18 protein-coding genes, 1 tRNA gene and 1 other RNA gene are annotated in these 24,507 nt (G+C 70.9%); 10 read left to right on the forward strand and 10 right to left on the reverse strand.

All coding sequences use genetic code 11. The features are described 5' to 3' along the window. Nucleotides 1–70 precede the first annotated feature (70 nt). Both AB0389_RS23180 and ffs read right to left on the reverse strand, forming a co-directional pair. The gene (locus AB0389_RS23180; RefSeq protein ID WP_366397356.1) at nt 71–2,467 is read right to left on the reverse strand and encodes a DNA polymerase III subunit gamma and tau; all 2,397 of its coding nucleotides are present in this window, start codon (nt 2,465–2,467) and stop codon (nt 71–73) included. Between the two features lie 51 nt (nt 2,468–2,518). Continuing rightward, nucleotides 2,519–2,617, reverse strand: an RNA gene (gene ffs / locus AB0389_RS23185) — signal recognition particle sRNA small type. A gap of 72 nt (nt 2,618–2,689) precedes the next feature. Here ffs and AB0389_RS23190 point away from each other — a divergent pair. Continuing rightward, nucleotides 2,690–2,777, forward strand: a tRNA-Ser gene (locus AB0389_RS23190). A gap of 66 nt (nt 2,778–2,843) precedes the next feature. Here AB0389_RS23190 and AB0389_RS23195 read toward each other — a convergent pair. Both AB0389_RS23195 and AB0389_RS23200 read right to left on the reverse strand, forming a co-directional pair. Further along, nucleotides 2,844–3,044: a hypothetical protein gene (locus tag AB0389_RS23195; protein ID WP_366397357.1), complete on the reverse strand. Its 201-nt coding sequence runs from the start codon at nt 3,042–3,044 to the stop codon at nt 2,844–2,846. Beyond that, nucleotides 3,041–3,397, reverse strand: a complete 357-nt coding sequence (locus AB0389_RS23200; protein ID WP_366397381.1) for a restriction endonuclease subunit S — start codon at nt 3,395–3,397, stop codon at nt 3,041–3,043. Before AB0389_RS23200 ends, AB0389_RS23195 begins: the two co-directional genes overlap by 4 nt. Nucleotides 3,398–3,712: 315 nt before the next feature. Here AB0389_RS23200 and AB0389_RS23205 point away from each other — a divergent pair, with 315 nt between their 5' ends. The 6 genes from AB0389_RS23205 to AB0389_RS23230 all read left to right on the forward strand — a co-directional run bounded on the left by AB0389_RS23205 (nt 3,713) and on the right by AB0389_RS23230 (nt 10,959). After that, nucleotides 3,713–3,928, forward strand: coding sequence for a type II toxin-antitoxin system VapB family antitoxin (locus AB0389_RS23205; RefSeq protein WP_366397358.1), 216 nt, complete (start codon nt 3,713–3,715; stop codon nt 3,926–3,928). Beyond that, the gene (locus AB0389_RS23210; protein ID WP_366397359.1) at nt 3,925–4,347 is read left to right on the forward strand and encodes a PIN domain nuclease; all 423 of its coding nucleotides are present in this window, start codon (nt 3,925–3,927) and stop codon (nt 4,345–4,347) included. Before AB0389_RS23205 ends, AB0389_RS23210 begins: the two co-directional genes overlap by 4 nt. 315 nt (nt 4,348–4,662) lie before the next feature. Continuing rightward, complete coding sequence (locus AB0389_RS23215) at nt 4,663–5,463, forward strand: hypothetical protein (protein WP_366397360.1); 801 nt, start codon at nt 4,663–4,665, stop codon at nt 5,461–5,463. Beyond that, entirely contained in the window at nt 5,460–6,749 is a 1,290-nt protein-coding gene (locus AB0389_RS23220; RefSeq protein WP_366397361.1) for a 7-cyano-7-deazaguanine synthase, read from the forward strand. The genes AB0389_RS23215 and AB0389_RS23220 overlap by 4 nt, the downstream gene beginning before the upstream one ends. A 453-nt stretch (nt 6,750–7,202) precedes the next feature. Beyond that, complete coding sequence (locus AB0389_RS23225) at nt 7,203–8,870, forward strand: serine/threonine-protein kinase (RefSeq protein WP_366397362.1); 1,668 nt, start codon at nt 7,203–7,205, stop codon at nt 8,868–8,870. Between the two features lie 151 nt (nt 8,871–9,021). Then, complete coding sequence (locus tag AB0389_RS23230; protein WP_366397363.1) at nt 9,022–10,959, forward strand: FHA domain-containing protein; 1,938 nt, start codon at nt 9,022–9,024, stop codon at nt 10,957–10,959. 40 nt (nt 10,960–10,999) lie between these two features. Here AB0389_RS23230 and AB0389_RS23235 read toward each other — a convergent pair whose 3' ends face one another. The 3 genes from AB0389_RS23235 to AB0389_RS23245 form a co-directional block, all read right to left on the reverse strand. Further along, a complete protein-coding gene (locus tag AB0389_RS23235) occupies nt 11,000–12,337 on the reverse strand; it encodes a VWA-like domain-containing protein (RefSeq protein WP_366397364.1) in 1,338 nt (445 codons plus the stop codon). After that, nucleotides 12,334–13,611 carry a MoxR family ATPase gene (locus AB0389_RS23240; RefSeq protein WP_366397365.1) on the reverse strand — a complete coding sequence of 426 codons (1,278 nt, stop codon included), beginning with the start codon at nt 13,609–13,611 and terminating at the stop codon, nt 12,334–12,336. The genes AB0389_RS23235 and AB0389_RS23240 overlap by 4 nt, the downstream gene beginning before the upstream one ends. 149 nt (nt 13,612–13,760) lie before the next feature. Beyond that, on the reverse strand, nt 13,761–15,317 hold the full coding sequence (locus AB0389_RS23245; RefSeq protein WP_366397366.1) for a hypothetical protein: 1,557 nt from the start codon (nt 15,315–15,317) through the stop codon (nt 13,761–13,763). 179 nt (nt 15,318–15,496) lie between these two features. On the opposite strand from AB0389_RS23245, the gene AB0389_RS23250 reads away from it, so the two are divergent. Beyond that, entirely contained in the window at nt 15,497–16,576 is a 1,080-nt protein-coding gene (locus AB0389_RS23250) for an LLM class flavin-dependent oxidoreductase (RefSeq protein WP_366397367.1), read from the forward strand. Between the two features lie 44 nt (nt 16,577–16,620). Here the strand turns inward: AB0389_RS23250 and AB0389_RS23255 are convergent, their stop codons facing one another. The 3 genes from AB0389_RS23255 to AB0389_RS23265 form a co-directional block, all read right to left on the reverse strand. Further along, entirely contained in the window at nt 16,621–20,007 is a 3,387-nt protein-coding gene (locus AB0389_RS23255; protein WP_366397368.1) for an FG-GAP-like repeat-containing protein, read from the reverse strand. A 192-nt stretch (nt 20,008–20,199) separates the two neighbouring features. Continuing rightward, nucleotides 20,200–21,675 carry a glycoside hydrolase gene (locus AB0389_RS23260; RefSeq protein WP_366397369.1) on the reverse strand — a complete coding sequence of 492 codons (1,476 nt, stop codon included), beginning with the start codon at nt 21,673–21,675 and terminating at the stop codon, nt 20,200–20,202. A gap of 232 nt (nt 21,676–21,907) precedes the next feature. Next, a complete protein-coding gene (locus AB0389_RS23265; protein ID WP_366397382.1) occupies nt 21,908–22,777 on the reverse strand; it encodes a PhzF family phenazine biosynthesis isomerase in 870 nt (289 codons plus the stop codon). Between the two features lie 273 nt (nt 22,778–23,050). Between AB0389_RS23265 and AB0389_RS23270 the strand changes: the two genes are divergently transcribed. Both AB0389_RS23270 and AB0389_RS23275 read left to right on the forward strand, forming a co-directional pair. Next, a complete protein-coding gene (locus tag AB0389_RS23270) occupies nt 23,051–23,575 on the forward strand; it encodes a hypothetical protein (protein WP_366397370.1) in 525 nt (174 codons plus the stop codon). An 83-nt stretch (nt 23,576–23,658) separates the two neighbouring features. Then, nucleotides 23,659–24,141 (forward strand): hypothetical protein, encoded by a 483-nt coding sequence (locus AB0389_RS23275; protein ID WP_366397371.1) that lies wholly within the window; start codon nt 23,659–23,661, stop codon nt 24,139–24,141. Nucleotides 24,142–24,507 lie beyond the last annotated feature (366 nt).

The raw sequence follows: 24,507 nt of genomic DNA on the forward strand, positions 1-24,507 counted from the left end.
GCCCGGACGGGCGGGCGGTCCGCCTACGGGCCTTGGACGCGCCTTGTACGGGACGCCGAAAAGCCGCCGGCTACTCGTTCGTATATTCCTCCACAATCGTGGCTCCCAGCTCGCGGACGATCAGTTCGTGGCCGGAGAGCGCGGAGTCGACGAGATCCGGATCGTCCTCCTCCGGGGTGTCGTCCTCCGGGGCCACGGTGTGCGGCGGTGGGGCGGTCGCGTCCGCCCTGCCGCCGCCTCCGGGCCCCTGCCCCTCGGGCCGGCCGCCGGAGCCCGCGGGAGGGGACGACGGGCGCGAACCGGCTCCGGCTCCAGCTCCGGTTCCGGAGGCGCCACCCGGGCCGGTCCGGGCCTGGGCGGGGGCCGGAGCGGAGTTCGACGCGTAGCTCGGGGCGTTCGGAGCGGGAGCGGCGGGAGCGCCGCCGTAGCCTCCTCCGCCACCGCCACCGCCACCACCGTTCCCGTATCCGCCGCTGCCGCCGCCGTACCCGCCCCCGCCGTACCCACCACCGCCGGGGCCGCCGTTTCCGGGGCCGCCGGGGGTGGCGGGCGGCGGGGTGCCGCCCGACGGGTCGACGATCGCCTCGATCTTCCACTGCACCTGGAACTGCTCGGAGAGCGCCTGCTTGAGCACCGCTTCGCTGCCGCTGCTCGTGAAGTTGTCGCGGGCGCCGGCGTTGATGAAGCCGACCTGGAGCGTCGTGCCGTCGAACCCGGCGACCTGCGCGTTCTGGCTGAGCAGGATCCAGGTGAAGCGCCTGCGGTTCTTGACGGCCTCCAGGATGTCGGGCCACATGTGCCGCACCTGCCCGGCGCCCTGTGTCATCGCGGGACCGGCCGCGGCGGGGGCGGCGGGAGCGGGGGACGAGGCGGGCGCGGCAGGGCCCGGTGCGGCAGGGCCCGGTGCGGCCGGACCGGGAGCGGACGCCGGTACGGGCGCGGGCGCGGCTCCCTGGCCGGGCGCCACCGCGGTCGGCCAGCCACCGGGGCGGCGGGCCCCTTCGCCGGGCGCCACGGCACCGGGCCAGGCGCCGGGCCGCTGGGGCTCGGCGGGCACGGCAGCAGGCGCGGGAGCAGGAGCAGGAGCAGGAGCGGAAGGAGCAACGGGCTCATGCGCAGGCCCAGCCACGGGCCCAGGCCCAGGCACATGTACGGGCCCATGCGCTCCGGGCTCGGGTACGTAAGCCATGGCGATCCCAGGCGCAGGCGCAGGCATATGACCACCCCCAGCCCCCACCCCGGCCCCCACTCCACCCGCGGGCCCGGGACCGCCGGAGAACACGGCCCCGGCGGTCGTGGCGGCTGCCGCCGCGCCCCGCTCCAGCCGGTCGAGCCGCGCTTGGACGGAGCGTTCGTCGTCGAAGGCGGCGGGCAGCAGCACGCGCGCGCAGATCAGCTCCAGCTGGAGCCGGGGCGAGGTGGCGCCGCGCATCTCCGTCAGCCCGGTGTTGACGAGATCGGCCGCCCGGCTGAGCTCGGCCGCGCCGAAGACCGAGGCCTGGGCGGTCATCCGCTCGACGACGTCGGTGGGCGCGTCGATCAGCCCCTTCTCCCCTGCGTCCGGTACGGCGGCGAGGATGACCAGGTCGCGCAGCCGCTCCAGCAGGTCGGCGACGAACCGCCGTGGGTCGTTCCCGCCCTCGATGACCTGGTCCACCACGTCGAACGCCGCGGCCCCGTCGCCCGCCGCGAACGCGTCCACCACGGCGTCGAGCAGCGATCCGTCCGTATAACCGAGCAGGGACGTCGCCATGGCGTACGTCACACCGTCACCGGCCGTACTGGCGAGCAGCTGGTCCATCACGGACATCGAGTCACGCACGGACCCCGCCCCGGCCCGTACGACCAGCGGCAGCACCCCGTCCTCGACGCCGGTGCCCTCCTTCGCGCACACCTCGGCGAGGTACTCCCGCAGCGTCCCTGGCGGGACGAGCCGGAACGGATAGTGGTGCGTACGCGACCGGATCGTGCCGATGACCTTCTCGGGCTCGGTCGTCGCGAAGATGAACTTCAGATGCTCCGGCGGCTCCTCGACCACCTTCAGCAGCGCGTTGAACCCCGCCGAGGTGACCATGTGCGCCTCGTCGATGATGTAGATCTTGTAACGACTGCTCGCCGGCCCGAAGAACGCCTTCTCGCGCAGATCACGCGCGTCGTCCACGCCACCGTGCGAAGCGGCGTCGATCTCGATGACGTCGATCGACCCCGGCCCGTTCCGCGCCAGGTCCTGGCAGGACTGACACGTCCCGCACGGCGTCGGCGTCGGCCCCTGCTCACAGTTCAGGCAGCGGGCCAGGATGCGCGCGCTGGTCGTCTTCCCGCAGCCGCGCGGCCCGCTGAACAGGTACGCGTGATTGACCCGGTTGTTCCGCAGGGCCTGCTGCAGCGGGTCAGTGACATGCTCCTGCCCGATGACCTCGGCGAATGACTCGGGGCGATAACGGCGGTACAGCGCAAGGGACGACACACCTACGACGATATCGGCCCCCTCGGACATCGCGCCCGTAAGACCACCCCCAACGCAAGCGCCCCCCACGCACCCGCCAGAGCCAACCTACCCTTGCTGCCTTCCGGCCCTGGGGGAGTTCAGTCAGATAGCGCCACGTGAGGGGCTCCGCACACAGTACCCGATCCCCACCCCCGCGAACGAGTTCGCGAGCACTCCCCAGCGTCTTGTATTGTTTGCCGCGGAGGATTCGCCTAGTGGCCTAGGGCGCACGCTTGGAAAGCGTGTTGGGGGCAACCCCTCACGAGTTCGAATCTCGTATCCTCCGCCATTGCTCTCACCGGGCAATACGTCGAAGGCCCCCGCAGCTCGCTGCGGGGGCCTTCGACGTTGGTGGTCACACGCCGATGGCCGCAGCGATCAGGCCAAGACTGAGAATCACGCTGCCTGCGAACGCCGAGCCTGCCACGAAGGCAGCGTCGGCTGCTCGTGTCCCGGTGCGCGTCTTCAAGATGAAGGCCGCTAACGCGACGACGACAGAGAACAGCAGGACGACGAGGAGCCACGCGAACCTCGCGGCGGGGGGCAGGCCACTCATCGAGAGGTCCTTTCGGGGAAGGTGTCGACCGAGGAAGGCGCAGTCGGGCCTTGGAGGGCGACAAGCCCGACCAGTTGCTCAGCCAGCTCCTTGTGCACCTGGGTGGCTGCCCGCGCGACCTCCAAGTGCCTGGCGATCTGCTCGTCGAGCGCCCCGAGTGCCCCGGCAATGCGCTTCTGCTCGGACCATGCGGGCAGATGCACCGGCAGCGCCTGGAGGTCGGCTTTGCTGATTGAAGGGACTGTGGTCTTCTCGGAGCGGCTCTTGATCCACTCGGTGGTCCGAGAGAGCGAGAGGTAGACCAGAAGGTAAGCGGGGCAGACCTCGGGCGCGAACCGGTGAAGACGGATCAGGGTGCGGTATCGATCAGCACACCGCGCCCGCCGTCGCCGTGCCGGAACTGCGCATTGCAGTGCTCATAGATGCACAGCAACCCCTCGATGCAATCCAGCACGGAGGACATCGATGGATCAGTCCCATGTATCGGTGAATAAACCTACATAACAGCCACGATCACCTCCCTCGCATCTCGAACCTATGACTCGTCTTGTGAAGCCCATCAACATAGATCGGTCACTGCCCCGCCAGGGCCCTCGGTCTGGCATCACGCAGCGATACCTCACCTGCGATATACTCAATGCCATAGTTGATATCTCAGGAGGTCACCGATGAGTCGTACAGTGATCGATCTCGACGACGAACTGCTGGCCGACGTGGCTCAGGCGCTGGGGACAGGCACCAAGAAGGAGACGGTCAACACTGCCCTACGCGAGGTGCTCGATAACCGCCGACGGGCTCTCGCTCTCACTCGGCTGCGGGCCGCAGCTGGCGAGGGCGCGTTCGATCTGAACGCCTTCGAGGACAAAAAGGACTACCGGCGGTGAGCGCGGCACAGTTCCTGATCGACACCAGTGCGCTCGCCCGGTTCTTCCGCAACGACGCCGAACAGTACGGATGGGATCAGGCCGCCACAGCGGGGCTCATCGCGACCTGCCCTGTTACCGAGCTGGAGTTCTTCTACAGCGCCCGCTCCGCCGCGGACCGTGCGCGCGGCATCGAGGACATGCGACTGCTGTTCGGCTGGGCGCCCGTCGATGACCGCGCTTACGACCGCGCCTGGCAGGTTCAGGAACGGCTGACCCAACGCGGTCAGCACCGTAGTGCGGGAGCGGTTGACCTCGTCGTCGCCGCCACAGCGGAACTCCAGGGACTGACCCTCCTGCACCGCGACCACGACTTCGAATGTGTCGCCGCAATCACCGGTCAAGCTATGCAGTGGTACGGCCCGGTGTCTGGTAAGTGAACGAGCGCCTGGTCTCAGTTCCGGTCTCATTCGCAGGTGTTCACCACAGTTCACCGAGCCTGTAACCGCCGGCTCCGCCGCAGGTCCAGACGCACGCGACTGTTCCCGAACGGCCAAGCGAAGACTTGGAAAGCGTGTTGGGGGCAACCCCTCACGAGTTCGAATCTCGTATCCTCCGCCATTGCTCTCACCGGGCAATACGTCGATGGGTCCCGAGAACCGGCCACGGGAGTGGCCGAGTCGCGTTCTGGCTGTGCACTTGCCTTCCTGTTCCCATAGCAAGGAAACGCCATCAAGCCGAAGGGGTTGGTTGGCATGGGCACATCTACGCGTTGGCGGGGCCCGGGCGGCCGGTCGGGCATTGCCGCCGACTGGAGCCGCGCGAGCAGACGGCTCTCCCTATGGGACAGCGAAGGTCCGCGGGCCGAGCGACTGCTCGATGAGATCTTCGATGACTACCTGGATGTGCTGCACCGGACCATGCGCCAGGAGCAGTCCGCCTTCGGCCTCGTCGACGCCGCGACCGAGGCCGGCTACCGCCTCGCCGACGCGATGGCCTCGCTGGCTGACGACGGCCTTGACAGCCTGAAGGACGCGGACGGCTTTCTGACCCGTTTCACCAACGAAGTGGGTGGGAACGGCGCCACGATCACCGACGCGGCGATACGACGGGCCGCGACGGACTCTGCCGAGCGGTTCCTGAAGCGGCGGAGCGAAGAACCGGGAGGCGGGGAGGGCACGGGAGGCGGTCTCGCCGGGGACCTGCTGTGCCTGCTGTACCAGTGGTTCTTCGCGGACATCGTGAGCGAGTTCCTGCGGTCGATCATTGCCGAGAAGGTCAAGCTCGTTGCCCCGGTCCTGTCTGTTCTCGACCCTGGTGATCACATCGCCGACTGGGCCGCCTGCAAGGTCCTCTCACTCGTGCCGAATCCCTGCGAGGAGGCGGCCGAACTCGTGGAAAGGGCCAAGTCCGCGGAGTCGGCGATCGGGGACCCGGTCGGTTCCCTGCCCGAGATCGCCAGGAGTCTGGTCCCCGGCACCGTGGGCAAGGTGCTGGGCCTGGCCGTCGGTGACGTACGGGAACGCCAGGAAGGTGCCGAGGGGGAATCCGCATGACAACCGCCCATCGCCCCTTCTTCTGGCTTGAGTCCGCCGGGGTGAAGCCGCCGCCCGGATGGCAGCCTCTGAGCGACCGGAACTACTGGGAGGCGAAGCCCCGCGCCCCGCAATGGCAGTCGCTCATGGGCTCTGCCCCTCCCTGGGCGGACGACCTGCACCGGATCGGGCGTGCGGTCTTCGCCGCGGACAAGCACGCCCGCCGAGATGCCGCCTTCGACCGCTGGACCCGCCACATGCGGCTCTCCGTGCCGGTCGCCGCGTACGAGCGCTGGCCGGCCGCCCGCCCGCTCCTCACCTCTCTGCTGCGGACCCTCACCGGTGACCACTGGGAGGTGGAATTCCGCGGCCCCGGCCTGGCCACCAACGTGCCTTTCACCTTCGACCGCGGCTCCCGTGCCGCAGAGGTGTGCCTGTTCTCCGGGGGCCTGGACTCACTGAGCTGGGCGGCTCGGCGAGCGACTTTCCGTACATCCGAAGAGCTGCTGCTCATCACCTTCGGTGAACAGAACTTCGGGCACCTTCAGGAGTCCGCGTATGCCGCCGTCCACCGGCGTCGGTCCCGTCCGGTCCGGCGTATCACGCTGAGCCAGACCGTACGCGTCCAAGACAGGGGACAGGCTGCCCCTGAGCGCTCCACCCGGTCCCGCGGCTTCCTCTACGCAGCCACCGCCGTCCGCGCCGCAGCCGCCGAGGGCGCCCCCGTCGCACACATCCCCGAGAACGGCCAGCTCTCCATCAATCCGCCCCTGACCCCTGCCCGTGCCGGAGCGTGCTCCACGCGCTCCGTCCACCCCTGGACACTGCACCTGCTGAACCGGCTGATCGCCGCTGTGGCCGACGGCCCCGTCGTACACGTCCACAACCCGCTGGCCCACCTCACCAAGCGGCAGGTCTGCCACTCCGCCCTCGATGCCGGCCTCACACCCGCCGACCTCGCCGCCACCCTCACCTGCGGCACCCCTCCACAGCACCGTCCGCACGGTTCCGACCTCGCCAACTGCGGCCTGTGCTACCCCTGCTTGGTGCGTCGCGCGGGCCTGCTCGGCATGGACGACACCCCTTACGAGTCCGACCCCTGGGATCCACGTCTCAACAGGGGCCAAGCGGAGCACTGGCGTGCCCTGCTGAACTGGCTCGACGTCCCCTACACCCTCCGAGATCTGATCGCCGACACCCCGCTCCCTCCGGGGGTGGATCCGCAAGCAACGCTGGCCGTCATCATGAAGGGACGCGAGGAGCTGTCCGGGTTGAGACCTACGCAATCCAGTGCTCTGTGGCAGTAGTTGATCGCTGCTTGCGGTACGGCTTTGCCACTGGCCCGTCAGTTCCAGCTCGGGGTATGAGACTGGCGCGTCGCTGCTCTCTCCGTACGGACACGGTCCGCCGGCGAAGACGGCGACCGAGTCCGGCCCTCTGTTCGTCGGGCACGCTTGGTGATCGGCGTTGTTGCTCGTCGGGTCGGCGGTCAACAGGTTCCTTGACGTGGGGATATGATGCTGCGTTGCACACAAGTCGCTGTCCAGCCAGGTGCGTTGACGCGTCATCTTCGAAAGTTGTCGGACTGACGGGAACTGTCGGGGTGCTACGGGACGCGCTTCGCGGCGTGGGCCGCCGGTGTCGGTGTACCGCCTCGGGGCGGAGAGACAGCGCGGCGATCCGGCGGATGTATTGACGGTCCAAGGGCGACATCCGCGCTTCGACGAGCGGCTCGCACGACGAAAGGAAGAACCGCCCCGATGACCAGTGAGGACACCGTGTCCGAAGAGCCGGGCCAACCGCGTGTGATCGCCGGGCGCTACACCCTGGTGTCGGCCCTCGGTGAAGGCGGCATGGGCACCGTGTGGCGCGCCCGCGACAAGGTGTTGCACCGCGAGGTCGCCGTCAAGGAGGTCCGGGCGCCTGTTGGGCTGGCCGCCGCTGCCGTCGAGCGGATGTATACGCGGCTGGAGCGTGAGGCGTGGGCCGCGGCCCGGGTGTCGCACGGGAATGTGGTGACCGTCTATGACGTGGCCATGGAGGAGGGCCGACCGTGGATCGTCATGGAGCTGGTACGGGGAAGGTCGCTGGCCGATCTGCTCAAGGCCGAGGGCCCGCTCACCGCGCGGCGCGCAGCGTCCATCGGTGGTGAGGTGCTCGCCGCGCTCCGCGCCGCCCACGAGGCCGGCGTGCTGCACCGCGACGTCAAGCCGGCCAACGTACTGATGGCCGCGGACGGCCGGGTGATACTCACCGATTTCGGTATCGCCGTGGTCGAGGGCAGCACCGCGCTCACCTTGACCGGCGAGGTCGTCGGATCGCCCGAATTCCTTTCCCCGGAACGTGCGTTGGGCAAGGACTTCGGGTTCGCCTCGGACCTCTGGTCGCTCGGGGTGCTGCTGTACGCGGCAGTCGAGGGCAGCTCGCCCTTCCGCCAGAACACCCCGCTGAGTACCCTGCGGGCCATCGTGGACACCGAATTGCCGCCCCCTCGCCGGGCCGGTGCCCTCGCCCCCGTCATCGAAGGACTGCTGCTCAAGGATCCGGACGTACGCCTCGGTGCCGAACAGGCCGCGCGCGAGCTGCGGTTGGTCAGCGAGGGTGGCGCCAGCAGTGCCGAAGGTACTGGAGATACTGGAAGTGCCGGAAGTGCCGGAAGTGCCGGAGGTACTGGAGGCGCCGGAGGTCTCGGCGGCGCTCCCGATGCGTCCACCGTCCAGCAGGCTCCTCACTCACCCGGCACCGCGGCCGAGCCCGAAACGCAGCTCACGACGCAGCCGACCACACAGGCACAGCCGCCTCTCACCCAGACCGAGACCCAGCCAGCGGCCACGCTTCCCTCTGCTCCCTCCGCTCCTTCTGCTCCCTCTGCTCCCTCTGCGCCACCGACCGTCGCTCAGCCCCCGGCTCCCCCTCTTTCCCCGGTTCCTCCACGCCGCGACCGGCGCAACACCGCCTTCATAGCGGCGGGCGTGACAGTGTGCGCTCTCGTTCTCTCGGGGACCGGCTACGCCCTCCTGAGTAGCGGGAGCGACGAGGGCGACGACGGTGGGGCGGGTGGGCAGGGCGCCTCTGCCTCCGAAGGCGTCCAGATGAAGGTCACCGGTGCGCGGACGGTGTATTCCGGGCAGTGTCCGCCCCCCGCTGGGCAGGCGCCCACCTTCACCGCGACGTTCACGGTGGACCGGCTCCCGGCGCAGTTCTCCTACCGGTGGGTGTCCAGGGACGGTTCGGTCACCGACGACGCGTGGCGGACCTTGTCGTTCCCCAACGGCGGGAGCCTCACCAAGCAGGTCAGCGTCAGTCTGACCACGTGGGCGAAGGCCGGCACGTTCGAGAGCGCGATCGGCGTGGAGCTCAACGCCCCTCTTCAGGGCACGTCCAACCTGGTGCCCCTGTCGCTCACGTGCGCTGCGGAGACCGGCTGACCTGCTGCCACCCCCCTGACCGGCACACCGCCTGAGGCTCCTCGTTCGGTCCGGATGCCCGGTCACCGCATGCCCGGCCGGCCGCATCACGCGGCTGCTTCCCCCCTGTTGTTCTTCCGTGTTGTGAGTGTCGTCCGCTAGGAGTAGCACAGTGCCATCGGTCATCGTGGGGCAGACAGGTCCCTTCACCGGTCAGAGTGTGGTGCTGAGCGCCGCTCCCCTGACGTTCGGCCGCAACAGCGACAACGGGGTCGTGATCGTCAGCGTCGTCGCCTCCCGTCTGCACGCCGAAATCGTCGAGGAGGACGCCGGCTTCGTCCTGTACGACCGCAGCCGCAACGGCACCTTCGTCAACAACGAGCGCATCGCACAGCGACACGTACTGCGCGCCAACGACTGCATCCGGATCGGCGAGGAAACCTTCCTCTTCGAGTCGCAGGACGCCATGGAGACGGTCATGGACCTCTCCCTCCTCGACATGCCCCGGGCCAAGGCGTCCGCGGATCCCGGTCTGCTCCGCGTCACGATCACCGGCGGAGGGCCGGTCGGCCTCGCCTTCGCGCTGATGCTGGAGAACATGCTGCGCGGACGCGTCGCCATCAAGATCTACGAAGGCCGGTGGATCAAGAACGGCCCCTCCGTGGTCTGGAAGGACGAGAGCCACGGAAACACCCGCCGCCAGCAGGTCGTGACCGTCCAGAGCCGGCAGTACCTCGCCCTGCCCGAGGACGTGCAGTCGGCGCTCTTCGGCTCGGGCGACTTCGCGGAGATGTGGCCCGTAGGACCGGACTCGGTGGAGGGCCGGCCGCCGCGCAACATCCGCATCGCCCACATCGAGGACCGCCTGCTGGAACTCGCGAACAAGAACACCGCGATCCGGCTGGTCCCCCAGCGCTTCGACCCGGCGGACCACCAGGGCCGCCTCTCGCAGGAACACATCCTCGTGGTCTGCGAAGGCGGACGCTCCCGCACCCGGGAGCACTACAACGACCGCTTCGGCGCCGCCGACGCCTCGATCTACTCCCTCGAAGGCGACCACCTTCAGGACGTCGTCCTGGGACTGCGGGTCAAGTCCCCGCTGCCGGACCCGATGAGCGTCCTGCTGACCGTCTCGCAGAACAGATTCCTCCTCAACTCGCTGAACGGCGAGGGCTTCCTGAACATGCGCCTCACCCGCGAAGAGGCCAAGAACGTCGTCGGTATCGACCCGGTCCGCCAGGTCTTCGAGGAGTGCATCGCCGCCCGCCCCTGCGTCATGAGCCGTGAGGAGGACAACGAGTTCCGCTGTCCGTCGCACGGCACACTCTTCCTCCCCGCCCTCCTGCGCAGCTCACCCCTGTGGAAGCGGATCCTCGAAGGCCTGAAGCTGTACGGCATGACCGAGGACGCCCTCACCGCGGTCACCTCGTTCCGCCTCGACATGGTGCAGCGCCCGCGGTTCACGGCGCAGCTGACCCGCCCGACCTCGACCAGCCCAGGCACGTACGGCTTCCTGCTGGGCGACGCGGCCAACGCCATCCACTTCTGGCCCGGCCGCGGCCTCAACAGCGGCTTCGCCTCCGCGACTTCGCTGGCCCGCTCCCTCAGCCGCGCCTGGCAGGGCAAGCCGCTGCGCGACGCCGACTTCATCCGGCACGAGGCGGCGATGTCCATGCTTCAGTACCGGCACAAGAGCCGGGCCTGGAACGCCATGGTGACCACCGACGAACGCGGCGCCACCCGCGCCATCAAGGACGTCATCGCCCACAGCATGGAACCCGCCCCCGGCGACGACCGCACCGAAGCCCCGCAGGCCCACCTCGACGCCCTGCTGGAGAAGATGCGCGCGATACGCGACCGCCTCGCGCCACGCCTCCCCGGTCTGCCCACCGACGAGGAACTGCGCCACCACCTCTCAGCCCTGGCCCCCGCCACACTGCGCACACTCCAGGAGAGCGGTGCGTGGGACACCCTGATCGTCGGCGGCGAAGAGGCCGACATCGACCTCTTCTACCAGACGGACTCCCCCGTCTACGTTCCCCGCCCCACCGACCCACGAGCCGTCCCGGCCGGCCTCGCACCGCAGGGGGCGGCCGGGCCGCGTCCATGAATCACGCCCGCCCGAGCGGGGACGAGCCGACGTGCCGGCCTCAGCCGATGGCCACGGTACGGGCCCAGGCCGGCGGTGTGTCCGGGACATAGCTGGGGTCGTCCTCGTCCACCGGCCTCGCCGGACGGGGGAAGAGGCCGACGACGGTACGGCAGGGAGGCGGCGCGGAGGGCCAGGGCGTCTGGCCGTCCGTCAGCGCCACGATGACGTCCGGGCGCGGCCGGGAGCGGAGCGCCCGGGCGAAGCCGGAGCGCAGATCCGTCCCCCCGCCGCCGACCAGTTCGATATTCTCGGCGCGGCAGAGCGGGACGGCGACCCCGGCCGCCGCGTCGCAGGAGATCACCGACACCAGGTCGCGCCGCCCGCCCACCGCCCGCGAGATCGCCGCCACCTCCAGCAGCGCGATACCCAGCTCGGCATCGCTCACCGACCCCGAGGTGTCGATCACCACACAGACCCGCGGCGGCATACGGCGCAGGCTCGGCAGCAGCACCCCGGGCACGGCGGCCGACCGGCGGGACGGACGCCGGTAGGTGTGGTCCTCGCCCGGCCCGGACGCACCCACCGCGGAACGCACCGCCGCCCCGAGCAACTGCCGCCACGGCTGCGGCGGTTGGAACGCCTCGTCCGCCCACCGGCGCCATCCCTCCGGGGCGTCGCCCGGCCTGCCCCTGATCCCCTCGGCGACCCGGAAGCGGACCGCGTCCCGCTGCTGCCTGCTCAGCCCGTTCGCCCCCTCGGGCCCCAGTTCCCACGGCCGGTGGTGTCCGTCGGCCCCACTGCCGCAGTCCAGCCAGGCCAGGTCCGCGGCGAGCCCGTACATCGACGCCTTCCGCAGGTACTCCTCCATCAGCAGCCCGGCGTCCAGCCGCAGCAGTGACGGCAGCACCGCCCCGGCGGGCAGGGGCAGGCCGTCGCCGTAGATGTCGTCGTTGATCTCGAAGTCGGCGGCGATGTTCCGTCGCAGCCGCTCGCCCGGCCCGTACTCCTCGTGCTCCCGCGCGTACCGCTCACCCCGCCCGTGGTGATCCCTGAGCAGGTGGGACACCTCGTGCACCCAGACGCCCGCCAGCTCCTCCACCGGGGTGCGCGCCACAAAACCGGGGGAGACGTAGCAGCGCCAGTGCGCGTCCACCGCCATCGTCAGCACCGACCGGTCCTCCACCACATGCAGCGCGAAAAGCGCGCCGGCCAGGTAGGGGCGGACCTTCACCGCGTACAGCCGGGCGGCCAGCAACTTCTCTAGGTCCAGAGTGAGTTGGGGCGTGGGGTACGGACCCCCCGAGCCGGCCGAGCCGGCCGGGGGCCCCGGTACGGTGGCCCGCACCGGGCGCGGCGGCGCGGGCCGGGGCACCGGGCGGGGCACCGGGCCCGTCATCGGCGCGCTTCCCTCTTACGCCTGGCGTCGACCGCCTCCGCGGCCCGCTCCACCGACTGATCCGCCAGCCGGGCCAGACCGATCACCCCGGCGAGCCGCTCCAGCGCCTCCGGCACCTCCCAGTCGTCGCGCCGCAGCGCGGCCAGCGCCGTCGCCGGGGCGACCAGCAGGTCGGGAACGCCGGTCTCCAGCGCCCGGACGAGCACCGCCCAGCCCGCCTCCCACCTCGCCCGCTCCGGCCGCGCCCCCACAGCGGCCACCACCGCCTCCAGCGCGGCCTGCCGCAGATCGCCCCGCTCAGGCAGCTCGGCGGAGGCCGGTTCCGCCAGCAACGACTCCGGGTCCGGCAGCTCCATCCGGTCCAGATGGGCGAGGAGTTCGAGCCCCGGCCCGTCCCCCACCGCGCCCCGTACCAGCAGCGCCAGCACCTCCCTGGAGGCGGACGCCGCCGTGCCGAAGGCCAGCAGGGTCAACGCGGCCTCCCAGCTCCGGGGCGACGGCCACGCGCCGCCGCGCCGCGTCTCGGTGTTCGGCAGCCGGTGGATCAGCGTCGGCCGGGCCGCCAGGAAACCGCAGACCGCGCGCCGGGCGTAGGCCGCCGCCTCCGCCAGCCGCTCCGGCGCCAGCCGGGGCAGCTCCGCCCGGGGCCAGACCCCGCCCAGCCCGCGTACCACCACCTCCTGGTCGTGCACCCAGTACAGATGGACGAACCGGTTCGCCAGCGGCGGGCTCAGCTCCCACCCGTCCGCCGCCGACGCGCGCGGATTGGCGGCGGCCACGATCCTTACTCCCGGCGGCAGTTGAAGTGCGCCGACCCTCCGCTCCAGGACGACCCTGAGCAGCGCGGCCTGAACGGCCGGGGTGGCGGTGGAGAGTTCGTCCAGGAAGAGCAGTCCCCGCCCGGCCCTGACGAGTTCCACGGCCCACTGCGGCGGCGCCATCGGCACCCCACGTACGGCCGGGTCCTCGCCGACAATCGGCAGCCCGGAGAAGTCGGTGGGCTCGTGGACGCTGGCGATCACGGTCGTCAGCGGCAGGTCGAGTGAAGCGGCGAGCTGTGTCAGGGCCGCGGTCTTGCCGATACCCGGCTCGCCCCACAGCAGCACGGGCAGATCGGCCGCGACAGCCAGGGTGAGCGCTTCAAGCTGCTCGTCGGGGCGCGGCTCGGTGGTGGTCGTCCGCAGGAGAGCCAGGAGGTCCTGGGCGACGGCGAGTTGGGGGCCGGTCACGGATGTGCGGACGGGACTGGGGGCGGGACTGAGGACAGAGGGCATGGGCATCACCTGGGGGGAGTAGGAGAACGGAACGGAACGGAACGGAAGGGAACTGGACGGTTCGGGACGGGGTGGAGCTGGACAGGGCAGCCCGTTCCTGGGGCAGTGGGGTCGTGCGGTACGGGCGCGGGGCGCGGTGGGGCGGCCGGTCAGGCCATGCCTGTACGGGGCCGTGCCCGGGTGCTCAGCTTGAGGAGCATCGCAGCGGGCGTACGGCGGTCGAGCCTGGGCCGGTGGCCCGGCTTCGCGTACCCCTTGCCGGAGGCGTTCCCGCCCCCGTTCCCGCCCCCGCCCCCGCCCGTACCGGCGGCAGGGTGCACGGCGACCAGCCCCGAGCGGAAGAGTCCGTGGTCGACGCGGCGGGCCGCGGCCGACTCCAGCGCCTCGCGGAGCGGCCCGTCACGCAGGACCGCGTCGGGACCGAGCAACTCCTCGACCACGTTCAGCGCGCCGGTGACATCACCGTGCCCGAGCCGCTCCCGGACCGCGGGCAGCGCCTCCGGGTCGCGGTGCACCGCGTCGATCGCCCGCAGGCAGGGCAGCGGGGGCCCGCCGAGCGCCACCAGCAGTTCCTCCCGGCGCAGTTGGGCCGGATCGTGGTCGACCGCCGCCAGTACGCCGTCCCGCGGCGCGATCCGGTGGACCTCGCCGCGGCACTCCACACGGTGCGGGTCGCTGGGGCGGGGCGCGGAGCCGACCACTGCCACTGAATGCCCGGCCGCAGTCGGAGAGCCGCCCGCCCTCGGCCCTGTGGCCTGCGGCGAAAGCGCTGTGGCGACGAGCGGATGCAGCCGCTCGGACGCGACCAACCCGGCCCGCAGCAGCTCCAGATCCGGCAGCGCCCGTGCCGCCGCTTCCGGCAGCACCGGCAGCGCCGCGACCTCCTGCGGCGGCAGCGCCTCCCGGAGCGGCCGTACCGTCGGGGCGTGGCTGTCGTCGGGGGCGACGAGTTCGAGCACGGCGCGGCTCCGCGCGCCGAGCCGCACGGTGAAGGCCCCGCGCGAGCGCCCCTCGGCCCTCAGCAGCAGCTCGGCCTCGGCGGCCCACCGCGCAGACGCCCACGAGCTGTCGTACGCCGCGGACCGATGGGACACGTCCGGCACGTCCGGCACGTCGCGTACGGCCGGCGCATCCAGACCGGCCGGCACGTCCGCGCCGCACCGCCACGCCAGATCGCCGCACCGCTCCGCGTCCCAGAGGTGCCGGTGCAGGTCGAGCCGGAAACGCCGGTCGGGATACGGGTGCGGATGGTGCAGGTGCGGATGGTGCCCCGGACCTCCGATCCCGGACTTCTCCCACAGCGCCAGGGACATCCGCTGTCCGGCGTCCGCCCAGGCCGGCGGTGTCCGCACCACCAACCGCAACGGCGTCATACCGGAACCGCGGTAACGGGCCAGGGACACCGTCAGGCCGGGCCTGAGCCGTCCGTCGGGGGCGCTCCTGGGCATGTGCCAGCGGAGCAGATCCGGCGCCAGCCGACGCAGATCCGCGCGGAGGCGGGTGACGAGATCAGTGCCGTGGCGGTCGCGCACGGCGCGCAGATCGAGATCGACATCGACCCGGGCGGCGGCACAGGCCCCCGCCCAGTCGCCGACCGCACGCCGTGCGGTCGCGGTCTCGATCATGGACGGTGGCACGGCGTACTGACGTACGCGCTGCCACATCAGCAGGTGGGCCGGAATCGTGTGCGCGAAGTGTGGTGCCATCAGCACTCACCTTGCGCGGACGATTCCCCCGATCCGAACGAGGAGTTCATCTTCATCGCCAGGATCATAAACACCGCGCCGGGGATCTGTCAGGCCCTTTAGGCCGATTCCGTGGGGCGGCTGCGACACTGGGGAGTGTCGATGATGCGTGACGCCGATGCGGGTGGAGGGGTTCTGCGGTGCCTGATTTCAAGCCGTTGCGGAAGCTGGGCTTTCTGACCATTGGGCTGTTCGACGAGGCCGATCCGGCGCGCGGGCACGAGTCGACGCTCTCGATCATCGAGCTGGGTGAGCGGCTGGGGTTCGACAGCGCCTGGGTGCGCCATCGGCACCTGCAGTACGGGATCTCCTCCCCCGTCGTCGTCCTGGCGGCGGCGTCCCAGCGCACCAGCCGGATCCAGCTGGGCACCGCGGTCACCCCGCTGGGCTGGGAGAACCCGCTGCGGCTGGCCGAGGATCTGGCGACCGTGGACATCCTCTCCGGCGGCCGTCTCAACCCCGGCGTCAGCGTCGGGCGGCCGATGCAGTACGAGCGCGTGCGGCACGCGCTGTACCCCGACACCGCCGACGCCGAGGACTTCAGCTACGAGCGCGTACGCCGGCTCATGGCGTTCGTGCGCGGGGAGCCGGCCAGCGGCTTCAGTGGTACGGAGGGGTTCGAGGCGTTCTCCGAGCGCGTCCAGCCGCACTCCCCCGGGCTGGCCGGCCGTATGTGGTACGGCGGCGGCAGCCTGCGCTCGGCGCGCTGGGCCGGTGAGCAGGGCATGAACTTCCTGACCAGCAGCGTCGTCAAGGCGGAGGAGACGGGGGAGACGGGGGAGACGGGGGACGCGGGCGCTAGCGGGCAAGCTCCCGACTTCGCCTCGATCCAGCGCTCCCACATCCGCGCCTTCCGCGCCCACCACCCCGACGGCGACCGCGCCCGCGTCTCCCACGGGCTCGTCGTCATCCCCACCGACTCCGCCACCCCGAGCCAGCGCGCCAAGTACGAGGCGTACGCCCGCGAGCGGCTGCCGCGTACCGCCTCCCCGCAGGGACCGGCCCGGCTGATGTTCGCGCCCGACCTCGTCGGCACCTCCGCCGAACTCGCCGAACGGCTGCACGCCCACGCCGCGTTCCGGGAGATCGACGAGGTCGCGTTCGCGCTGCCGTTCACCTTCGACCACGAGGACTACGTACAGATCCTCACCGACATCGCCACCGGGCTCGGACCGGCGCTCGGCTGGCGGCCGGCGGCCGGCGCGGTGAGCCCGGACTGAGCCCGGACTGAGCCCGGTGGCATGTGGGTTCGGCGGAACTGTGCTCACCACACGTTCTTGTACTTCTGCCAACCCGTGTCGATCTTCGTGGCCGCCCCGAACGCCCCCTTCCCGTTCCCGTCGTGCCGCCGCAGTGTGCCGGAGGTGTCGCGGGAGACCAGGTCCGCCTTCCCGTCGCCGGTGATGTCACCGACGCCGACCACGTTCGCGTACGTACCGCCCCACTTGGTGAAGACCTTCGTACGCGTGGCCTTGAAGGTGCCCTTGCCTGTGCCGTCGAAGCGCCACAGTGTGTTCGACTTGTCCTGGACCAGCAGATCACCGTGGCCGTCGCCGTTGAGGTCGCCCGCGCCGATGATCTTCTTGTAGCCAGTCCACTTCGAGAAGAGCTTCACCCGCGCCGACAGCTTGCCGCCGCTGGTCCCCTTGAAGAGGTACACATCGCCCGTCTTCGCGTGCCGCGCGAGGAGATCCGGCCGCCCGTCGCCCGTCAGGTCGCCGGGGTACGTCAGCTGGTCGTACTGCGTCCAGCCGGTCCCGAGGGAGGTGTACGGCGTCGAGGGCTTCGCCTGCTGGGAGCACTTCGGTGTGTAGGCGCGCAGCGCGCCGTTGTCGAGGCGGACCAGGAGGTCGTTGCACCGGTCGCCGTTGAGGTCGCCGAACGGGACCACCGTCGCCGCCTTCGGCCAGCCGGTGGTGGTCGAGCCCTTGCGGAACGCTCCCTTGCCGTCGCCGAAGTGGTACGTCAGCCCGCCCGACGCGGTGGAGGTCAGCAGGTCGCCGATGCCGTCGGGACGGCCGATGCTGAGGCTGCTGAAGTCACGCAGTACGGCCGCCCCGCCACCGAGCCGGGACACCCCCGTACCGATCCGCGCCGAGGTGCCACCGGCCGTGCCACTGGCCGTGCCACTGGCCGTGCCACTGGCCGGCACCACATCAAGCGTCCAGCGGAACTTCCCGTTGGGGGCGTACGCGCCCGAGGCCGTCCGGCCGTTCCACCGGAGCGACACGAGCGTACGGGTGTCGTCGCCCTTGAACGTGCGCAGCGTCCGGCCCTGGGCGTCCGCGATCGTCACCGTCCAGGACGAGACCGGACGGCTGAGCCGCCACCACGGGTCCCAGGTCTTGTAGCCGGCGTCCGTGAGCCAGATGTCGTCCTTGGCCTCGGACGCGTCGACGGTCACGGCGGAGGCCGCCGCACCCGTACCGGCCCCGGTCCGCACCACACGCACCTGGCCGTCGTCCCCCACGTACGCGACGAGGTCGGACTGACGGTCGACCGTCCAGCGCAGGCGGCGGTCGTCGGCCGCCCCCGTGGACGCGACGGGGAGAGCGGCGATCGTACGGGTCACCGCCTTGCCCGAGGTGACATCGGTCAGGCGCAGTTCCCCGGCGCCCCCGGCCTCTCCGGCGTTCCCGGTGTTCCCGGCGGTGTGGTCGTGCCTGACCGTGAATCCGTCGCCCAGAAGTACGTCGCCGCCGGTCACCGCCACCGACTTCTTCTTGACGGTGTCGTACACCCCGGCGGGACCGGTGCTGCCGCAGCTCCAGTAGACGTGCCGGCCGGCCGCCTGGAGCTCCGACGGCACGCAGGGGGCGCCGACGGAGACCGTGCTCAGCGTCTTGGCGGTGGTCAGGTCGTACGAGGTGAGCTGCCCCTTGGTGGTTGTGGCGCTCCACAGGGTGTGGCCGCGCAGGGCGGCGGCGGTCACCGGGCGCTCCAGCAGCTTCTTGCCCTCCTCGAACCCGCCCACGTACTGGCGGGGTTGGGCGCCACCGGAGTTGTAGACGGCATAACCGTCGGCGGCATCGACGATACGGCCGCCCGTCGTGCCGAACTCCAGGAACATCGACGGGCCGGTCTCGCCGCTCCTCAGTGTCCTGAGCCGGTCGGTGCGGTTCTTGCCGTTGGTGTCGAGTTGCACGTCACCGCCAGTGCCGGTGTTGCCCCACAGCTCGGCGCAGGCCCGCGTGGTGCCGGCGCAGCCCTTCGCCGCGTTCACCGGATCCCCGTCCGCCCGCGCTCCGGCGACCGGGGCGCCCGAGGTGGACAGCTTCCAGACACCGGTCCTGACCGCGCTGCCGCTGTGCTCGGCAACGCGCAGCTGGCCCCGGCTCAGGACGAGGCCCGCCTTGGGGTTCTCGTACGGTGTGATCCTGACGAGCTTGGTCAGTACGGGAACGCCACCGGCGCCTGCGGAGACCCGCTGGAACCACCAGTCGGTGGCCCCGCCGCCGCCCGCGACCAGCGCGCCGCCCTGCGGGGTGGCCCGCATGTCACCGTACGACCGGGAAAGCAGGGTGCGCGGGGTGCCGCCCTTGAGGGGGACGGCCTCGACGATCGTGGTGTCGCTCGACGCCGTGCCCGTTTTCGTCTGTCCCGACAGGATGAGCCAGTCGCCGACGAGGGCCGTCTGCGGGTTCTCCACCCGGGTGGGGATGGCGGTGGCCGTCTCCGGGCCGGTGAGGCGGGAGCGCGGCTTGAGGTGGAGACCGGCGTTCGGTGTGTACCAGCCGATGCGGTCGGGGGTGAGGATCAGGTGGGCGGCGGCGTACTCGTCACCGTCGGGGATGTCGGGGACATCGACACCGGTGAACACCTCGGTGAGGGTCGCGGTCGCGAAGTCGATGTACCCGATCCGCTGGTCTCCGTCGACCACGTACAGCACGGCTGTGCCGGCGGCGTCGCCGGGACTGCCCGTCACGACGTCGGCACCCCTGACACCGGCCGGGAAGCCGGTCACGTCGCGGCCGGGGTAGGGGTCACCCGTCCCGGTCCCGTCCCCGGTCCCGGTCCCGTCCCCGTCGCCGCCGTCGTCGTCGGGGGGTGCGGGGCGTTCGACCGTGTCCAGCAGTTGGAGGGGCGAGCGGTCGCCGGCGGCCAGGACCGTACTGCCGTACGTGGCGGCGTATCCGTACATGCCGGGGTACACGACGCCGACCGTACCGGTGGCCATGTCCCGGAGTGTGACCCCGCCCCGATCACGCCACGAGGACGTCGCGACGGTGTCGGAGCCCTGGCCGTAATAGCCGGTGGGGCACGAGATGCCCAGGTCGCCGCAGCCGGACGGGTCGTCCCACACGTCGTAGGAGCGGCCTCGGTCGTCCCGCAGGGTCGTGGTGACGCCGTCGGCGTAGCGCGTCCAGAGGAGTTCGTCCCGCCCGCCGTCCCGGTGCAGGAATCCCGTCGTCCCTGCCGAGAGGATCCGTACGTGCCTCGGTGTGGTGGAGCGCGGGCTGTCGACCACGATCTCGCCGACCGTGGCCGCGGCGGTGGCCGCGGCGGTGGCGGTGGCGGTGGCGGTAGCGGTGTTGCCCACGGTGTCGACGGCCGCGGCGGTCGGTGCGGCGAGGGACGGGCCGAGGCCCGTCGCCATCGCCAGCACCGTCACAGCGGTGACACCGCCGCGAATAAGGGTGCGTTCAGCCACCCGGGTCCCCCCAATGAGGTGAAGAGAGCATGGGGGTCCCGGCGCCCTGCCCCGTATCCCCGGCCCCCGGCCCCGGCCCCGGCCCCCCAGGCGTGAATCCCGGGATCGTAGCAGGGGAGTTGCGGCCGGCTGCGCGCAGTGGCGGGCGGGCGTGTGCTCGGTCGGTGAACCGGCGGGTGTGCCAGGTGCGGGTCAGATCACCACGCCGTCGATCTGGAACGTCTGCACCGACGCCGCCGCGAACGGCGCGCTGAGCTGCTTGCCGTTGAGGTACGTGTCGGCGCGCTCGGTGTACAGGTCGCCGGTGCCGGAGGTCAGGGTGTTCCAGCGGCGTACGAGGCCGCCCGTGCCGCCGGTGACGGTGGTGAAGCGGGAGAGGTCGAAGGTGAGGGTCTGGGCGGCGCCGGAGTTGACGGCCACGACCACCAGGCGCCTGAGCGCCGGGTCGTACGCCGCCGCCGCGTAGTCGACGCCGGTGTCCAGGATGGTCATCCCGGGGCGGATGTGCCGGCTGAACTGGGCCATCACGTAGTACTTGGTCTGCACGGCACCGGCCTGGAGGGTGTTCGCGTCGTACGCGATCATCGCCCAGCCGGCGGACGGGTCCATCACTTGCCAGTAGCAGTAGGCGGTGGGGTGCAGCCAGCGGAAGTCGAGGCAGAGATTGGTGGCGAGGGAGAGGCCGGTCGCGTCGTTCTGGCCGGTCTCGGAGTTCCAGAGCTTCTTGCCGGCCGTGGTCACGACATCCGTGTAGAGGAGGTCGCGACGGCCTCCGGAGCCCTGGTAGCCGTGCACATTGACCTGGCTGACCAGCGCCTTCGTCGCCGATCCGAAGGAGTTCCAGGTGGTACGGGCCAGGTCGTAGCTCGTCTCGTCGGAGGCGGAGATCCGGGTGCCGGTCAGCCCGCGCCGGTCGAGTTCGCTGCGCATGTACGGGAGGACGGCGGCCTGGACGGACGCGTCGAAGTGGCAGCCCTCCTGGGTGCCGGTGGCCGTCCACCAACTGGACGCCGGTTCGTTGAACGGGTCCACGGTCGCGAAGTTCACGCCCCAGTTGTTCTTCGCGTAGAGGGCGACTGCGGCGAGGTGGGAGGCGTGCTGGCGGTAGTTCCAGGACTGGAGGTTGTTGCCGCCGCCGGCCGCACCGGACGGGTTGTGGTTGAGGCACATCCACCACATCGGCGAGTTCGCGAACAGCTCGCTCACCGCGCCCCGTTGGGTGGCCTTGACCAGCGCGGCGCGCTGGGCGGCGTCCACACTCCAGTTCCACGCGGAGGACGTGGGGTCCTCGTTGTTCCAGTCCTGCCAGTACCCCTCGATCTGCTTGAACGCGGGGATGTTGGGGGAGGCCGCCATCGTCTCCCCGTTGACACTGTTCCAGCTGCACGCGCCCAGGTTGTAACGGGCGATGTTCAGCCCGAGGCCCGGCAGGGTGCGGCCGTTGTACGTGACGGACTTGGTGGTGAAGAAGAGGTCGGCGAAGTCGTCACGCTCGCCGAAGACATGGGCCCACCATGCCAGGGACGTACCCCAGCCCTCCCAACTGCCGTACGTGGTCGCTGGGTTCACGGCTACGGTGGCGTCCGCGCGCGCGGTGCCCGTGGCCAGAGCGCCCCCGAGCAGTGTGCCGCCCGCCGCCGCGGCGAGCAGCGTTCTGCGTCTGATCATCGGACTCCTCACGTGGCACCCGGCAAGAGTGGAAGTCGCGTCCATGACAAGACGCGAGCACTTCGAGAATCGGGGGCCGTCGCGGGATTGTCGAGAGCTGTGACAGCGCATTCCCTTCGGCCGGCGGGGACTGGTGAAGGAAAAGGGTGCTTTGCCACGCAATACGTGATCGCTCAGTGCCGACTGACGCGACCGCCCCGGCGCGGGCTGGTGCGCATCCTGAGTGACGCCGTCAGACGATCGGGACCGCCGTCCCTGTGACCGTCACCCCGCTGCCCGCCTCCGCCGGCACCGTGACACCGATCGTGCTCGGCCGCCCCATGTCGTACCCCTGGAACACGGTGAACCGCCCAGCCCCGGGCGCCTTCACCAGCCCCTGTTCCCGCAGATAGCCCCCCAGCGCGGCGGCTGCCGCCCCGGTGGCCGGGTCCTCCACCACTCCGCCCGGCGGGAAGGGGTTGCGCGCGTGGTAGCGGGTCGCCGACTCGCGCCACACCAGGTCGACCGTCGTCCAGCCGTGCTCGGACATGAGCCCGCCGAGCGCGTCCATGTCGTAATCCAGGTCGGCCAGCCGCTCCCGGCTCGCGGCGGCCAGCACGGGATGCCACGCTCCGGCGTACGCGACGCGCGGCGGCAGGGCCGGATCGAGGTCGTCGCACGACCACCCCAATACCCGCAGGAGCGCGTCGAGTTGGGCATCGGTGATCGGTACGGTACGAGGCGCCACGCTGACCAGCGCCGCGACGACGGACCCGTCCGGGGCGATCCGGGTGGAGACGGGCACCTCGCCGGCGGCCGTGTGGAACGTCAGATCCCCGACGCCGTGCACGCGCGCGTAGGCGACCGCCGTCGCGATGGTCGCGTGACCGCAGAACGGCACCTCGGCGAGCGGGCTGAAGTACCGGACGTCCAGATGTCCGCCATCCGCGCCACTGTCCCCGGCGTCTCCGCGCGGTACGACGAAAGCGGTTTCCGAGTAGCCCACCTCGGCGGCGGTACGCGCCATGGCCGCCTCGTCCGCACCGGTGGCGTCGAGCACAACGCCGGCCGGATTTCCGCCGGCCGGGTCGGTGGTGAAAGCCGCATAACGCAGTACGCCCATCGTCATCGCCCCACATTAAGCGCGGGGAAGTGGAGACGAAAAGCAATATGCGGCGGGAGGGGGCACGGGGTGACTGTGCGTGTGTGTGCGTGTGTGTGGGGGGGCGCGGCCGGCGTGGTGTAGCGGGCTACACCACGGTTTTGGGAGGGCGCTCCCTCGTGGTGGCAGGCGCGCGACGGGATCGTTGTCGGCGGATACAGCAACCGATCCACGGGTCCGATGGCTCGCGGGTCCCGCCGGTGCCGCCACGCCACCTCCCAGAAAGTCACTGCCATGAAGTCACTGCACACCACCGCCGCAGCCGCCGCGACCGCCACCGCCACCGCCACCGCGACCGCCACCGCGAAGTCCTTCGCCGCCAACGCTCTCCTCTGGTCGCTCTTCGCCTGCGGCATCGCCGCAGGCACCGCCTCCGGCGCCGTCCTCGACGGCACGGCGAAGAGCGTGGCCACCTACGCGGGCCTCGGTGTCTCGATGCTGGCGGGCTCGCGGATCGCGAAGAAGCCGAAGATCAAGGCGTTCCTGTCGACGCCGCCGGTGCTCTGGTTCCTGTTCCTGTTCAACGGCGGCGTGGCCGCGATCTGCTACTTCACCATGGACGGCGCGCAGGGGATCATGGCCGCCGCCGGCATGGGCCTGGTCTCGCTGGGCGCGGCGGGCGGCCTCGTAGCGGGCCGCCGGAAGCAGGCGGCGGCGCCGGCTGCCCCGGCCCCGGCCCCGGCCCCGGCCCCGGCCCCGGCCCCGGTTGCAGCCTCCCGCCACGCTTTCGACCGCGATCTGTCGATCAGCGGTCTGTGAGAGCCGGGCCGGTTCGCAGGCCCTCGCCCGTACGCGACCGATCACGCTCGACCGACGACTCGACCGACGAAGGGCCCCGCCCCATGACCACGAACACGAACCGCACGACCCGCCGCCCCGGCCGCCGTGGCCGCCCCGGACGCCCCAGCCGCCGCACCATCGCCGTCGCCACCAGCGTGGCCGCCGTCACCCTGACGGCCGGACTCGTCACCGGCTGCGACGATACCGACAACGTCGGCCACCCCGATCGCATCAGCCGCATCGGTGACTCTCTGGACTGCCTCCGCAACGCCGGCAGCATCACCGACAGCCTCAAGGCGATCCACGACGCCGGCCTGGACGCGGTGAGGGACCCCGCACGGACCGACGAGTCCATCGACACCATCGACAAGAACCTCGACAAGATCGGTGGCACGACGGACAACGCCAAGGTCAACAAGGCACTCGAAGACCTGAGCGACGCAATCGCGGACTACAACAAGGCCATCCTGAACGGCAACACCCACCCGGACCCCGGCGCGATCAACGACGCAACCGACGCCCTGACAAACGTCTGCACGTCGTAGGCGGTGGGGTGGGGTGGGTGAGCGCGGGGTGAGCGCGGGGTGGGTACGGGGTGGGTACGGGGTGGGTACGGGGTGGGTACGGGGTGGGTACGGGGTGGGTACGGGGGTACGGAAAGGTGCGGGTCAGAGCAACGCCGAGTGGGGTGGGTCGGTGGCGGAGGTTGTTGGACGTGGGGCCGCCCCTCCAGCTGTGAGTGTCGCGCCTCCAGGACAGGAGTAAAGGGCGCTCCTCCGTCGCGTCGGCTGCGCCGATTACGCTTCGCTACACCCTTGACACAAGGCCGTCAAGTTAAGGGTTTGTGCTGGTGGTTACGGGTGGTGGGGGTGTGTAGACGCCGAGGGCGATTTTGCGGAGGAAGCCTTTGG

Source organism: Streptomyces sp. NPDC093109, assembly GCF_040701725.1.
GTDB lineage: Bacteria > Actinomycetota > Actinomycetes > Streptomycetales > Streptomycetaceae > Streptomyces.